This window comes from Pseudomonas sp. FW305-25 (genome assembly GCF_017351415.1).
Taxonomy (GTDB): domain Bacteria; phylum Pseudomonadota; class Gammaproteobacteria; order Pseudomonadales; family Pseudomonadaceae; genus Aquipseudomonas; species Aquipseudomonas chlororaphis.
Genome location: NZ_JACNDE010000005.1, coordinates 13,236 through 26,051 on the forward strand (window position 1 = coordinate 13,236; position 12,816 = coordinate 26,051).

The window sequence follows — 12,816 nt, forward strand, 5'->3', positions numbered from 1 at the left end:
CATGCGCGCCGTCAGTCGTGAGAGCGTGGCCGTTCCCGATGCTATGTCGGGAGACGAATCGCCGGCGAACAAGGAACTGCAGAAACTCCAGGATTACTTCAATGCGCCAGCGGGGGCATTGCCAGCCTTTGCCGTCTACAGGTCAGACAGCGTCAAGAAGCAATTGCATGAGTTGTTCCATGGCAAATGTGCCTACTGCGAGAGCTTCTACTATGGCAGTGCGCCGGTGGACATCGAACACTACCGACCCAAGGGGCGCGTATACGAGGAGCCGGACCATCCCGGCTACTGGTGGATCGCCATGGACTGGGAAAACCTGTTGCCTAGCTGTATCCATTGCAACCGACGCAGCGGGCAGGTGACGCCCAGGCTTTCCGCCAGCCTGGTCAGCCTGGTCAATGAAGGAAAGGCGTTCAGTCGTTCCAGTGTGATGCAGACTGGCAAGCAGGACAGCTTTCCGATCCTCGGCCAGCGAGCAGCGGTGGGGGCCCGGGACTTTAGCGCTGAACAGGCGTTGCTGCTGGATCCGTCTCGGGATCAGCCACAGGAGCACCTGCGGTTTCATGTCGATAGCGGCAATCTGATCGGCCTGGTGCTACCCAGTGCCCATGACAGCGGTGGCCTGGCCTTGGCTGGCGGTGTGGCGGGGATCAGGCCGGAACTGCAATCGGTCATCGAACAGGCCCTGGCCGATGGGCTGAGTCTCAGGGGCGCGGTATCGATCCATGTCTATGGCTTGAACCGGCTCGGGCTAGTGCAGGAGCGCACACGCGTGCTGCGCCAGTTGGAGTTCCTGGAAATGTTGACGGTGGAAATGGGGCTGATGGCCCAGGAGCTGGACCTTGACCCGGAGATCCCGATTGTCGACGGGCCTGATCGGGACAGCAGGTTACGCGACAGGCGTATCGCCGGGCGCTTGCGCTTTCTTCAGGAGCAGATCCTGGGGCAGATAAAGGCGCTGGCCAGCCCGCAAGCGCCGTACTCGGCCATGGTCCGCGAGTGGGTGGAGGGCTTCAAGGCGCGCCTGTTGGCCTGATCAGGGGGGCGTCGTGCGGGCGCTCCTACGGAGTTCGCATCCGGTCCTCGTCGGGCGATTTGTTGCGACTGGTGATCAGGCTCAGCAGCACCGAAGCCAGAATGATTCCGCCGACAGTGGCCAGCGACCATTCCACCGGCATGTGCAGCCAGGGCATCAGCGTCATCTTGCTGCCGATGAACACCAGCACGATCGCCAGGCCGTACTTGAGCAGGTGGAAGCGCTCGGCCATGTCGGCCAGCAGGAAGTACAGGGCACGCAGGCCCATGATCGCGAAGATGTTCGAGGTGAACACAATGAACGGGTCGGTGGTGATGGCGAAGATCGCCGGGATGCTGTCGACCGCGAACATCAGGTCGCTGGCCTCGATCAGCACCAGCACCAGGAACATCGGCGTGGCCCAGCGCCGACCGTCCTGCTTGACGAAAAAACGCTCGTCATGAAAGCCGCTGGTGATCCGCAGATGGTCCTGTATCCAGCGCAACAGGGGGTTCCTGGCGAGGTCGGGCTGCCGATGGGCGAACAGCAGCATCTTGATCCCGGAGATGATCAGGAACACGCCGAACGCATACAGCAGCCACGCGAACTGCGACACCAGCCACACGCCGGCGAAAATCATCGCCCCGCGCATCACGATCGCCCCGAGCACACCGTACAGCAACACCCGGCGCTGCAACTCCGGGGGCACGGCAAAGTAGCTGAAAATCATCACGAAGATGAACATGTTGTCGATCGACAGCGACTGCTCGATCAGATAGCCGGTAAGGAATTCCAGGGTCTTGCGTTGGGCGATCTCAGGCCCGAACTCGCCTTGCAGATACCACCAGAGCAATCCCGCGAAGGCCAGCGCCAGCGTGGACCAGGCAATCACCCAGCACGACGCTTCGCGTACCGATACACGATGGGCCTTGCGTCCGCCGAGGACAAACAGGTCCAGGGCCAGCATGGCCAGAACGAAGATGATGAAGGCGAACCACATCCAGGGTTCGCCGATGTGCAGGGACTGCATGCCGTTCTCCCGGTCTGGGCGTGTGCTGGAGCCAACGGTTCATGCTAGTGGGGAGATCGCCGTGAAGAAAAATCGATTATTCCTCACCCATGGTTCGTTATTTACGAAGTGTCGCTGAAGGTTCTGCCGCGAGGTTCATTCGGTCAGCAAAAAAGGTCACTCCAGCCCGACGTTGTGGTGACCGGAGGGGGGCAGGGGAAAATCGGGCCCAGCTCGGTGGGCCTTTGCCTCAGTGAGCGCCAGCCGCCTTGTTCAAGTCGCTTTCGGCCCATTCGGTATAGAAGCAGGCGTCGGTTGCTAGCTGTTGCTGTCCAGCGTTCTTCAGAACAATCTGAATCTCCATTCCCACGTTTTTTGCAAGACCAAGATCGTGCATTGTGGCAGCTCGAATCAGTTGCGCTCTCAAGGGGTGATTGAGTGGATGGCATGAAGTTCGTTAAATATTTTCCTGTTTTACTTGGCTTGGGCATGGCACTGGGAAGCATGAACGCCTGGGGGCTGCCGAACGACAGTGAGCAACTCATTCGAGTTCAGGCCGACCGCAGTCAAATTGATAACAGGCAAGGTTTTGCTACTTATACCGGCAACGTCATCATTACCCAGGGTTCGATGAAGATCACCGGCGACACTGTGACTGTCACCATGAAAAAGGGCAGCCACAACGAGGTCGATGTCGTCACCTCCGTGGGCAACCTGGCCTATTTCGAACAATTGCAAAAAGCTACAGACCCTGAACCGGTCCAGGCATATGCCGTGACCATTCAATATCTGACCCAGCAGAACCGCATCATTCTGATCGACAGAGCCAAAGTAATCAGCGCAGGCAATACCACCTTGGGTGAGAAAATTGTCTACGACACCGTCAAGCAGATTGCCAGTGTTGGTCGCGCCACCGGTAGCAAGATCACCGAGCCGCACCCTCGGACCGACATGGTCATCCAGCCGAAAAAGAAAAATGAGATGCAAAGGGCCCAGTAATGGGCACTGACAAGATCCGCCGCATCGAGGGACTGCCCCCTTCAGGCGATGTGGCTCATAACCATAGTTAGAAACGCAAAAGTCTCGGTGCTGTCGTTTCGTTCTCTAAAACAACAAAGAAATGAACTTGCTCATGATCAAAAGGGCGTTGTTCCTATCGTTTGCCAGCAGTCTTGGTCCTGGGTCCGCGCTCAAGCGATCGCAATTTCCTCTCCCTGTTCCAGCTTTATAGTCTTCGGCGATAGCCTCAGCAGTTCCGGGCAGATTGCTGACCCCGGCGGTCGCGCGGAGACTTCATTATTTCCATGTGCAAGATTCACCAATTGATCATGGGGAGTGAAGCTGATTTTTAGGAAATATCTTATATCGACTGTCGAGGCTTCTATGTAGCGTTGCCGCACAAGTCATCCAATTCCTGAGGAGTATTTCTTGTTCCGCATTCGTGGGCTCAGTGCCTGGACTGTAGGGCTTACGGCGGCCGGCAGTGTGTTCTCCCCGTACTCGGTCGCCGCCCTTTCCGATGTCTGCCTTCCTTTAGGTCCCGCTGTTATCAGTGTTCCTTTTTCCAGCTCGCTGGTTGTGCAACGGGACGTCCCGGTTGGCGGCGTACTGGCATCCGTGGAGGTCAAGACCCCTATTCGATGTAATAACCGCTTCTTTCCAACCGGGAGCTATGCCCAATACTTCAAGTCGTCTTCCAATGCGGCGGTTGGGGTCAGTCGTGGGGCATTCAGGACGAGCAACAGTGGGATCGGATTGAGGTGGAGCCTGTCGGCGCCCATGGGAAACTATGCGTTCAGCAGTACCGATCTCAACAGCACCAGTCCCATGACTGGCGTCTCCTTTCCCTATCTGGGAGGGGACAAATATTACGCGCTCCAACACACCTTCGAGTTGATCAAGCTGGGGGATGTGGCGGGGGGGAGTTTTCGATTTCCGGACTTCTCGGTGATGAGCAGCCCTGAGTCTGTCCTGGGTGGTCTGTATGAAAAGAAGCTCAACACCTTCACTTTTCCCCTGGTCAATGTGGCGGTGTCGTCCTGCTTCGTGATGGAGAACAGCATCCTGGTGAAGATGGGCAGGGTGGATGCGAACAGCTTTCGCGGCCCGGGCAGCATGACGCAGGAAAAGAACTTCTCCATCGACCTGCGCTGCGATGCGGGAGCCAGGGTCAACCTGACCCTGGATAATACCTATCAGGTCGGTGGCTACCCGGGGACCATCAGGTTGGCCTCTTCGGCGCAGTCGGCGACAGGGGTCGGCATCCAGGTGCTCAATGCTTCCACGGCAAACCACACGCCAATGCTCCTGGGGCAGCCGCAGATGATGGGGCTGGCCAGCGGCGGGATCAATTCGTTGAAGCTGGCGGCCCGGTACATCCAGGTTGCCAATCAGGTTTCCAGTGGCAAGGCCGACGGCACGCTGACCTTCGTCCTCAGCTACCTTTGAAGGCTGGGCTGCCGATTGCGGTTCCTGCGTGCCGAGCCATCCTCAACCCGCCGCGAATGCTTGCCGCCCTCCGGGCGTCCGCAGCGGCGGGGCTGTCCAGGGCCGGACAGCGCGCTGCGCCATAACGGCATAAGCCAGCACCTTTGATTATTGGACAGGCCAAGTTCGCCCGGTCGATGCTGCGGGGCCGCTTGACCCAGGAGCCGTCACAAGGAGCTTGCCATGCCTGCGCAACGCCAACTCAAGCTGGGCGCCTTCATGCGTCCGGTCAGCATCCACACCGGCGCCTGGCGCTACCCGGGCGCCTATCGCGATGCCAACTTCAACTTCGCCCACCTCAAGCGTTTCGCCCAGACCCTGGAGCGGGCGCGTTTCGATGCGTTTTTCATGGCCGATCACCTGGCCTTGCTCAACATGCCCATCGACGCCTTGAAGCGCAGCCATACCGCCACCTCGTTCGAACCCTTCACCCTGTTGTCCGCCCTTAGCCAGGCGACCGAACGCATCGGCCTGGTGGCGACGGCCTCGACTACCTACGACGAGCCGTTTCATATCGCCCGGCGCTTCGCCTCCCTCGATCATTTGAGCAACGGTCGCGCCGGCTGGAACATCGTCACCACCGCCAACCCCGACGCCGCGCTGAACTTCGGCCTGGAGCAGGCCTTTGCCCACGACCAGCGTTATGCCCGGGCGCGGGAGTTCTATGAGGTGGTCACCGGGCTCTGGGACAGCTGGGCGGACGATGCCTTCGTGCGCGATGCCGACAGCGGGGTGTATTTCGACCCGGACAAGCTGCACCGCCTCGACCATGCCGGCCGCCACCTGAACGTGCGCGGGCCGCTGCACATCGCGCGCCCGGTGCAGGGCTGGCCGGTGATCGTGCAGGCAGGCGCGTCGGAGCCCGGGCGCCAGCTGGCCGCGGAAACGGCGGAGGTGATTTTTGTTGCTCCCGGCACGCTGGAGGAGGGCCGGGCGTTCTATGCCGATATCAAGCGGCGCATGCTCGCCGTCGGCCGCGACCCCGAACACCTGAAGATCCTGCCCGGGGCCTTTGTGGTGGTCGGCGACACCCTCGAGGAGGCGCGGCGGATCCGCGCGCACCTCGACAGCCTGGTGCACTACGAGAGCGCGATTGCCTCGCTGTCCATCGCCCTGGGCACGGACGCAACGAAATTCGATCCGGACGCTTTCCTGCCGCCGATTCCCGAGACCAATGCCAGCCAGAGCGCCCGCGAGCGCGTATTGGCCCTGGCCGATCGCGAACAGCTGACGGTCCGCCAACTGGCCCAGCGCCTCGGTGGATACGCCGGCCTGTCGTTTGTCGGCACCGCCCGGAGCATCGCCGACGACATGCAGCAATGGCTGGAGACGCGCGGCAGCGACGGTTTCAACATCATGTTTTCCTGGCTGCCGGGCGGCCTCGACGACTTCGTCGCCAAGGTCGTTCCCGAATTGCAGGGGCGAGGAATTTTCCGCCGCGAATACGAGGGCGTCACCTTGCGCGAAAACCTCGGGCTGCCACGTCCGGCGAACCGGTTTTTTGCCTAGGCGAGCGATTGCACGGGTTAACCGTCAGGGCGGTTCCGCGGCGCGATCAAGGACAGCCAGCCCCAAGGTCGAAGGGGAGGGGTGTCGCTCCAACGCGCCTGGAGCCGCGGCCACAGGTATTTGTTGCAAGCCGCGATGGCGTACATGACAATGCGAGTCATTATCAGTCGCGAATTATTCCATCGTCATGCCCGCCAACGACTTGTCCTTACGCAGTGCTGTCAACGATCTGTATTGTGACCATCACGGTTGGCTCCAGGGCTGGCTGCGCAAGCGCCTGGGCAACGCCTTCGATGCCGCGGACCTGGCCCAGGACACCTTCGTCCGGGTGATCAAGGCCCGCTCCGCGCTGGACATCCGCGAGCCGCGCTCGTACCTGTCGATGATTGCCAAGGGCCTGCTGATCGACCTGTTTCGCCGGCGTTCGCTGGAGCAGGCCTACCTCGATGTGCTGGCCGCCATGCCCGAAGCCCTGCAGCCGTCGCCGGAGGAACAGGCGATCCTGTTCCAGGCGCTGATGGAGATCGACCGCCTGCTGCAAGGGTTGGGGCCGCGGGTCAAGCAGACCTTTATCCTGTCGCAGTTCAGTGGCCTGACCTACCCGCAAATCGCCGAGCAGTTGGGCGTCAGCGTGCGCACGGTGAACAACCACATGGCCAAGGCCATGGAGCATTGCTGCCTGATGCAGATCCAGTTGCAACTCCCATGAGCCTGCCCGCCGAAGAAATGAAAGCCATCGGCGTCGCGGCGCGCTGGTATGCCCGCCTGCATTCCGGCACCGCGACCGACGCCGACCGGGCCGCCTGGGACAGCTGGCTGGCGGCCGATCCGCTGAATCGCCAGGCCTGGCAGAGAATGGCCGCCGTGGCCGAGCAGATGGCCAGCGTGCCGGGCGCCCTGGCGGCGCCGACCTTGAGCCAGGCCGGCAATAGTTCCCGCCGCCAGGTGCTGCGCAGCGCTTTGCTGCTGACCTGCGCCGGTTCCCTGGGCTGGCTGGGCTGGCGCAGCCAGGCCGCGCAGAACCTCATGTGCGACTACCGCACTCGGGTGGGCGAGCGCCGCGAATTGCGCCTGGCGGACGGCAGCAGCCTGCTGCTCAACACCGACACCTCGGTCAACCTGCGTTTCGATGGGCGCCAGCGGGTGCTGGAGCTGCTGTGGGGCGAGATCCTGGTGAGCACCGCGCCTGATCCATTGCAGCGGCCCTTCAAGGTGGTCACCCGCCACGCCGAGGTGCTGGCGCTGGGCACGCGTTTTATCGTGCGCAGCCAGCCCGGGGGCGGCGAGGTGGCGGTGCTGGAAAAGGCGGTGGAGGTCAGTGTGCCGGGCGGCGGTCCGGCGATGCGGGTCGAGGCCGGCAAGCGGCTGGCGTTCGACGAGCGCAGCCTGGGCACGCCACGGGGCAACGACGTTTCGGTGGGCGCCTGGCAGCAGGGCAGCATCATCGCCATCGACCGGCCGTTGGCGGCGCTGCTCAACGACCTGTCGCGCTATCGCCCCGGAGTGCTGCGTTGGGCCCCGGCCATCGGCGACCTGAAAGTCTCCGGGGTCTTTCCCATCGACGATACCGACCTCGCCCTGGCGGCGTTGGAGAGTGGGTTTGCCTTGCGCGTGACCCGCTACAGCCGTTTCTGGGTCCAGGTCGCCCGGGCCGATTCGCGCTGAATAGGCGCCTTGGATAAAAAATTCTGCGGCGCCTGCACTTTTCGAGCGCACCGTTCGGCTCATCCCTCAGTGAGTTGTTATTGACCGTTTTGGGGGAGGGAGCATGTCTCGGGTGAACGCGCCAGGTCGTCTGGCGAACGCAGTGAAAGTCGCTTTGCTGGCAACCACCATGGCCAGCGCCTGTTCGGCGAATGCCGACCCGGCCACAGGGGCCGCGACGCAGCAGAGCCAGGTCCGCGCCTACGACATCGGCGCCGGCAGCCTGGTGGATGTGCTGACCCGTTTTTCCAGCGCCGCCGGGGCGGCGATTTCCTTTGATGCGCAGCAAACCCAGGGCCGGCAATCGCCCGGGTTCAAGGGCCAGTTCGGGGTCGACGAAGGTTTCGCGCGGATTCTGCGCGGCAGCGGTCTGCGCGCCGAGCCCCAGGCCAACGGCAGCTATGTGCTGCGCGCGGTGCCGGTGCTCGGCTCGGCGCTGGAACTGGGCGCCACCAACATCGACGGCCAGCTGCTGGGGGCAACCACCGAGGGCAGCGGCTCCTACACCACCGGGGCGGTGACCATCGGCAAGGGCCAGCACTCGCTGCGCGAGACCCCGCAATCGGTGACGGTGATGACCCGCAAGATGCTCGACGACCAGAACCTGCACAGCATCGACCAGGTCATGGAAAAGACCCCGGGCATCACCGTCTACGACTCGACCATGGGCGGCAAGTATTTCTACTCCCGCGGCTTTCGCATGTCGGGCCAGTATCAGTACGACGGCGTGCCGCTGGACATGGGCAACCAGTATGTCCAGGCCGACAGCTTCAGCGGCGACATGGCCTATTACGACCGGGTGGAAATCCTCCGTGGCGCCGCCGGGATGATGAAAGGCGCGGGCGGCACCGCCGGCGGGGTGAACTTCGTGCGCAAGCGCGGCCAGAGCACGCCGCAGACCGAAGTCACCTTGTCCGGCGGCAGTTGGGACAACTACCGCGGCCAGGTCGACACCGGCGGCCCGCTCAACGAGTCCGGTACCCTGCGTGGCCGCGCGGTGGTGACCGAGCAGAGCCGGCGTTACTTCATCGACGACGCCAGTCGCAAGGACCAGGTGTATTACGGCGCGCTCGACTTCGACCTGAGCCCCGACACCACCCTCGGCCTGGGCATCGCCTATGAAGATGTCGACGCCAACCCGTGCTGGGGCGGCCTGCCGCGCTACAAGGACGGCAGCGACCTGAAACTCAGTCGCTCGACCTGCCTCGACCCGTCCTGGAACACCTGGCGCAGCAAGCGCACCACGGTGTTCGGCGACCTCAAGCACCAGCTCAACGACGACTGGGCGCTGAAGGTCGCCGGCGTCTACACCAAGAACACCCAGGACATCAAATACGCCTTCGCTTCCGGCGCGGTGACCCCCGGCGTCGACACCACCGGCATGCTCGGCAGCCTGTACAACTACGACCAGGTCGATTACGGCCTCGATGCCTACCTGGATGGCAAGTTCACCGCGTTCGGCCTGCAGCATGAGCTGGTGGTGGGGGTCAACGGCAGTCGCGCGGACAAGGACGATTTCTTCTCGGTGGCCTTCCTGCCGCAGCAGCAGAACGTGTTCAACCCGGACCGGAATATCCCGAAACCGGACGACAGTTACTTCATCGAGAACTCGACCCGCGGTGGCCCGGTGAAGACCGTCACCGAACAGCGTGGCCTGTACTCGACCCTGCGGCTCAAGCTGGCGGAGCCCCTGACCTTCGTCGTCGGCGGCCGGGTGAGCTGGTACCGCTCGAAAAGCGATTCGGTGTTCCTCAACTCGGGCACTTCGGAGCACGCCAGAAGCACCGAGACCGGCCAGGTCACGCCCTTTGCCGGCCTGTTGCTGGACCTCAACGACAACCTGACCGCCTATGCCAGCTACGCGGAGATCTTCACGCCCCAGGGCAACTACCGCTCGGAAAGCGGCTCGGCGCTCAAGCCGCTGGTGGGGGAAAGTTACGAGCTGGGGATCAAGGGCGAATGGTTCGACGGGCGCCTGAACAGCGCCTTCAACCTGTTCCAGACCGTGCAGAAGGACCAGGCGCAGACCGACTACAACTCCAGCTGCGCGTCATCGGACGGCTACTGCTACCTGAACTCCGGCAAGGTCCGCGCCCAGGGCTTCGAAGCCGAAATCAGCGGCGAGGTCATCGAGCGCCTGCAACTGCTGGCCGGCTACACCTATACCCAGACCAAGACCCTGGACGACATCGACAGCGGGCTCAATGGCGCCGCGTTCAACAGCTATGTGCCGCGCCATATGCTGCGCCTGTGGGGCGACTATGCCCTCGATGGCGCGTTCGAGCGCTTCAGCATCGGCGCCGGGGTCAACGCGCAAAGCGACAATTTCCGGGTCTCGCCGGCCACCAACGAAAAAATCACCCAGGCCGGCTACGCGGTGTGGAACGGCCGTATCGGCTACCGCATCGACGACACCTGGTCGCTGGCGCTCAACGGCAACAACCTGTTCGACAAGCGCTACTACTCCACCATCGGCATCGAAAGCTTCGGCAACTACTACGGCGATCCGCGCAACTTCACCATGACCCTCAAGGCGCAGTTCTAAGTTGCTCAGCCAATAAAAAAAACGCCACTCCCGGGAGTGGCGTTTTTGTCTGCGGCTGACTCAGCCGATTTCCACCCATCCCTGGGTATCGCCAGGCTTCACAGAGCATCCAGCAGCACATTGCCGATGGGCGACTTGAGGACTGCACAAATTTCGGAAATTCCCTACAACACGCCTGTAACTTCTTTCAATAGGATGGCCAGCTGACTAAAAGGAGGGTCACGTATGGCTAATCACGGTTACATGCCTGGCGCTTGTTTCGATACGTCAGAGCAGACTATGTACGATCCTATAAAAACATGGGGGCGGGCGCGATGGGTTTTGAAATATATACCGACTTCCAGACAGGAAAGCAGGTGTACCGAGAGTCCGGGAAATGATTCTGTGGGTTTTCCCTGTTTTGGCCGCTTGCGGCATTAGTGTTGCCTACTTTCTGAAGGTGCGCCTCTCTAGCAGCGATTTGAATTACGCCAGGTTTTATTTCTGTTTGGTGCTCAATGGTCTTTTTGTCGTGCCTTACATGGACATTCTTCAGAATGATGACTTTCTGTTCTTGGGGCATCGGCCCGAGATAATTTCAGAACATCCATTTATTGGGTGGATTGCTTTTTCTTGCATATTTATTCATCTGTTTGCGCTCCCGGTTAAACGAAAAGTCAAAGTGTGGTTTTCACAAAAGTAAGCGCATGCGAATAAATGATTTCTGGATTACGCAGTGGCCGCAATTCACCTTGGGAGAGCTCTTTCGGTACTGCGAAGAAGCACTGTCCTGATCTGGGAACCTCGGCCTGCCGCGCCCAGAGAATCGGTTTTTACCTGGGCGTGCAGGCCTGGAGAGAGGTGTGACTCAGCCGATTTCCACCCATCCCCGGATGTCATTGGCGCCTAGCAGATCAGCGACCGGCTGCACCGTAATCCGGCCATCCACGGTGCCCAGCGCCAGTTGCCCGGCGTGGGCGTCCATGGCGTGGATGAGGGTCGGCAAGCCGTCGATCCGCGCTTTGGCGTTCAGCCGTAGCTGCCCGTTTCGGGCGTCGATCAGCATAAGCGTTCCGTCCAGGAAAGCCGCCGCCACCAGGCCGGCTTCGGGCAGGTGGACGATCGCGCTGGGCGAGGCCGGGGTGGAATGCCGCCACAGTTCCTGGCCGCGCTCCAGGTGCCGGCGGTAGATGAAGCCCTGGTACGCATCGCCGACCGAAGGGTTGTAGTGCTGGCCGGCGATGACCACGCCCGCGCCCAGGGTATCCGCCACATAAGCGCCGCGGCATTCCATGGCGTGGCTGGCCCGGGTGCCGTCCTGCCTGAGCAGCGGCCAGAGCCTTTGCAGCGTGCCGTCGGGCTGGACGATGCACAGGTACTTGTGTTCGTGTGAACTGGCCGGCGTGCCCTGCAGTGCGAACAGATGGGGCGCACCGCTGATGCCGATGTAATGGTTGAAGCAGTCGTAGTGGCCGACATCGACGGGCTGGGCACTGTCGCGAGTCGGGTCGAGCAGGACGTCGACGGCCTTCGAGCCGTGCCCTCTCAGGCGGTTGCGCCGCCCCAGCAGGCGGCCGTCGCTGGCGGCCGAAAAGGTGTATTCATCGTCGTATTCCTGCACCAGGACCAGGCCGTTGTCTGTCAGGGCATACAAGCGGGAATCGCGGCGATAGGCCTCGGGCCCGTCCTGCACCAGCACCCCGTGCACATGCACGCCGGCCCCGCGCAGGATCTCGGCGCCGTAGCCCGAACCGCCATAGTGAGCGAGTCGGCTGCCGTCCGTGTCGTAGATATCCAGCAGGCAGCCGTCGTGGGTGACGCCCAGGCGGTCCGGGCCGAGCCAGGCGATATCGCGGATCGCGCCCCGGCATTCCAGCTCGGGCAGACCCAGCCAGTGGGCCAGGCGCATGGCTGGTGGGCGCTGGTCATCTGCGGCAAGGCCCGAGGCCTCGACGGTCGCGGCCGGGTCCAGTTCCAGCACCGCGGGCGCTTGCCCAGCCCAGGCTGCCTCGCTGTCATCGGCCTGCACCAGGAACAGGGTGTCGAGGATCACCGACCAGTCGCTGTCGTCCAGCCCGTCCCATTCTTCGTTCCATGGCCGCACCCAGGCTTCGATCCGCTCGCCGCTGGCGTCGTAGCGGCAGCGCACCACTTCGGGAATATCGGCAAAAGGGCGCCGGCTCTGGCCGGTCTGCCAGTTCCACACCGCCAGCTCGCCTTCGAACAGGTAGCCGCCGTCATAGCGGCCGGCGCCGATCACGATACGGGGCAGGGTGGGGTGGAAACCCACATCGTTGATCGGCAGGCACAGTTCGTCGAAGATGGCGAACGGCACCGGCTCGCCACGTCGGTACAGGCCGAGCCGATAACGCAAGCCAGTGCCGCCATAGGCCGCGCGCGCGGGCGGATTGACCAGCAACGCAAACTCCGAGACCACGGCGGCGATATCCCCCGCCGGGTTGAAGAACGCGCCGCTGATCCTGCCGGTTCCGCGCAAGGTGGGGTCCATGATGCTGGTCATTGCTGCTTCCTGAGTGGTGCTGTATCGATGTGTCGTTTCATTTCCAT

The 12,816-nt window shown here is 62.3% G+C and carries 9 protein-coding genes; 7 read left to right on the forward strand and 2 right to left on the reverse strand.

Annotated elements, in window-relative coordinates:
* The first annotated feature begins 1 nt into the window (after position 1).
* Positions 2–1,036: an endonuclease gene (locus J4E58_RS06715; RefSeq protein WP_087092132.1), complete on the forward strand. Its 1,035-nt coding sequence runs from the start codon at positions 2–4 to the stop codon at positions 1,034–1,036.
* Positions 1,037–1,061: 25 nt separating this feature from the next.
* Here the strand turns inward: J4E58_RS06715 and J4E58_RS06720 are convergent, their stop codons facing one another.
* The gene (locus tag J4E58_RS06720) at positions 1,062–2,045 is read right to left on the reverse strand and encodes a TerC family protein (protein ID WP_087092131.1); all 984 of its coding nucleotides are present in this window, start codon (positions 2,043–2,045) and stop codon (positions 1,062–1,064) included.
* 426 nt (positions 2,046–2,471) lie between these two features.
* On the opposite strand from J4E58_RS06720, the gene lptA reads away from it, so the two are divergent.
* The 6 genes from lptA to J4E58_RS06750 all read left to right on the forward strand — a co-directional run bounded on the left by lptA (position 2,472) and on the right by J4E58_RS06750 (position 10,269).
* Positions 2,472–3,023: a lipopolysaccharide transport periplasmic protein LptA gene (lptA, locus tag J4E58_RS06725; protein ID WP_087092130.1), complete on the forward strand. Its 552-nt coding sequence runs from the start codon at positions 2,472–2,474 to the stop codon at positions 3,021–3,023.
* Positions 3,024–3,452: 429 nt separating this feature from the next.
* Positions 3,453–4,472, forward strand: coding sequence for a fimbrial protein (locus tag J4E58_RS06730; protein ID WP_087092129.1), 1,020 nt, complete (start codon positions 3,453–3,455; stop codon positions 4,470–4,472).
* 222 nt (positions 4,473–4,694) lie between these two features.
* On the forward strand, positions 4,695–6,020 hold the full coding sequence (locus J4E58_RS06735) for an LLM class flavin-dependent oxidoreductase (protein ID WP_087092128.1): 1,326 nt from the start codon (positions 4,695–4,697) through the stop codon (positions 6,018–6,020).
* A gap of 187 nt (positions 6,021–6,207) precedes the next feature.
* Positions 6,208–6,729, forward strand: a complete 522-nt coding sequence (locus tag J4E58_RS06740; protein WP_007923435.1) for a sigma-70 family RNA polymerase sigma factor — start codon at positions 6,208–6,210, stop codon at positions 6,727–6,729.
* On the forward strand, positions 6,726–7,685 hold the full coding sequence (locus tag J4E58_RS06745) for a FecR domain-containing protein (protein WP_087092127.1): 960 nt from the start codon (positions 6,726–6,728) through the stop codon (positions 7,683–7,685). Before J4E58_RS06740 ends, J4E58_RS06745 begins: the two co-directional genes overlap by 4 nt.
* Before the next feature lie 103 nt (positions 7,686–7,788).
* Positions 7,789–10,269: a TonB-dependent siderophore receptor gene (locus tag J4E58_RS06750; protein ID WP_087092126.1), complete on the forward strand. Its 2,481-nt coding sequence runs from the start codon at positions 7,789–7,791 to the stop codon at positions 10,267–10,269.
* A gap of 847 nt (positions 10,270–11,116) precedes the next feature.
* On the opposite strand, the gene J4E58_RS06755 is transcribed toward J4E58_RS06750, so the two are convergent.
* Positions 11,117–12,769: a hypothetical protein gene (locus tag J4E58_RS06755; protein WP_087092124.1), complete on the reverse strand. Its 1,653-nt coding sequence runs from the start codon at positions 12,767–12,769 to the stop codon at positions 11,117–11,119.
* Positions 12,770–12,816 lie beyond the last annotated feature (47 nt).

Bases quoted from the DNA above. Each gene is read 5' to 3' on its own strand.
- lptA (WP_087092130.1), top strand. From the start codon at position 2,472: ATGAAGTTCGTTAAATATTTTCCTGTTTTACTTGGCTTGGGCATGGCA.
- J4E58_RS06755 (WP_087092124.1), bottom strand. From the start codon at position 12,769: ATGACCAGCATCATGGACCCCACCTTGCGCGGAACCGGCAGGATCAGC.
- J4E58_RS06735 (WP_087092128.1), top strand. From the start codon at position 4,695: ATGCCTGCGCAACGCCAACTCAAGCTGGGCGCCTTCATGCGTCCGGTC.
- J4E58_RS06745 (WP_087092127.1), top strand. From the start codon at position 6,726: ATGAGCCTGCCCGCCGAAGAAATGAAAGCCATCGGCGTCGCGGCGCGC.
- J4E58_RS06740 (WP_007923435.1), top strand. From the start codon at position 6,208: ATGCCCGCCAACGACTTGTCCTTACGCAGTGCTGTCAACGATCTGTAT.
- J4E58_RS06750 (WP_087092126.1), top strand. From the start codon at position 7,789: ATGTCTCGGGTGAACGCGCCAGGTCGTCTGGCGAACGCAGTGAAAGTC.
- J4E58_RS06720 (WP_087092131.1), bottom strand. From the start codon at position 2,045: ATGCAGTCCCTGCACATCGGCGAACCCTGGATGTGGTTCGCCTTCATC.
- J4E58_RS06715 (WP_087092132.1), top strand. From the start codon at position 2: ATGCGCGCCGTCAGTCGTGAGAGCGTGGCCGTTCCCGATGCTATGTCG.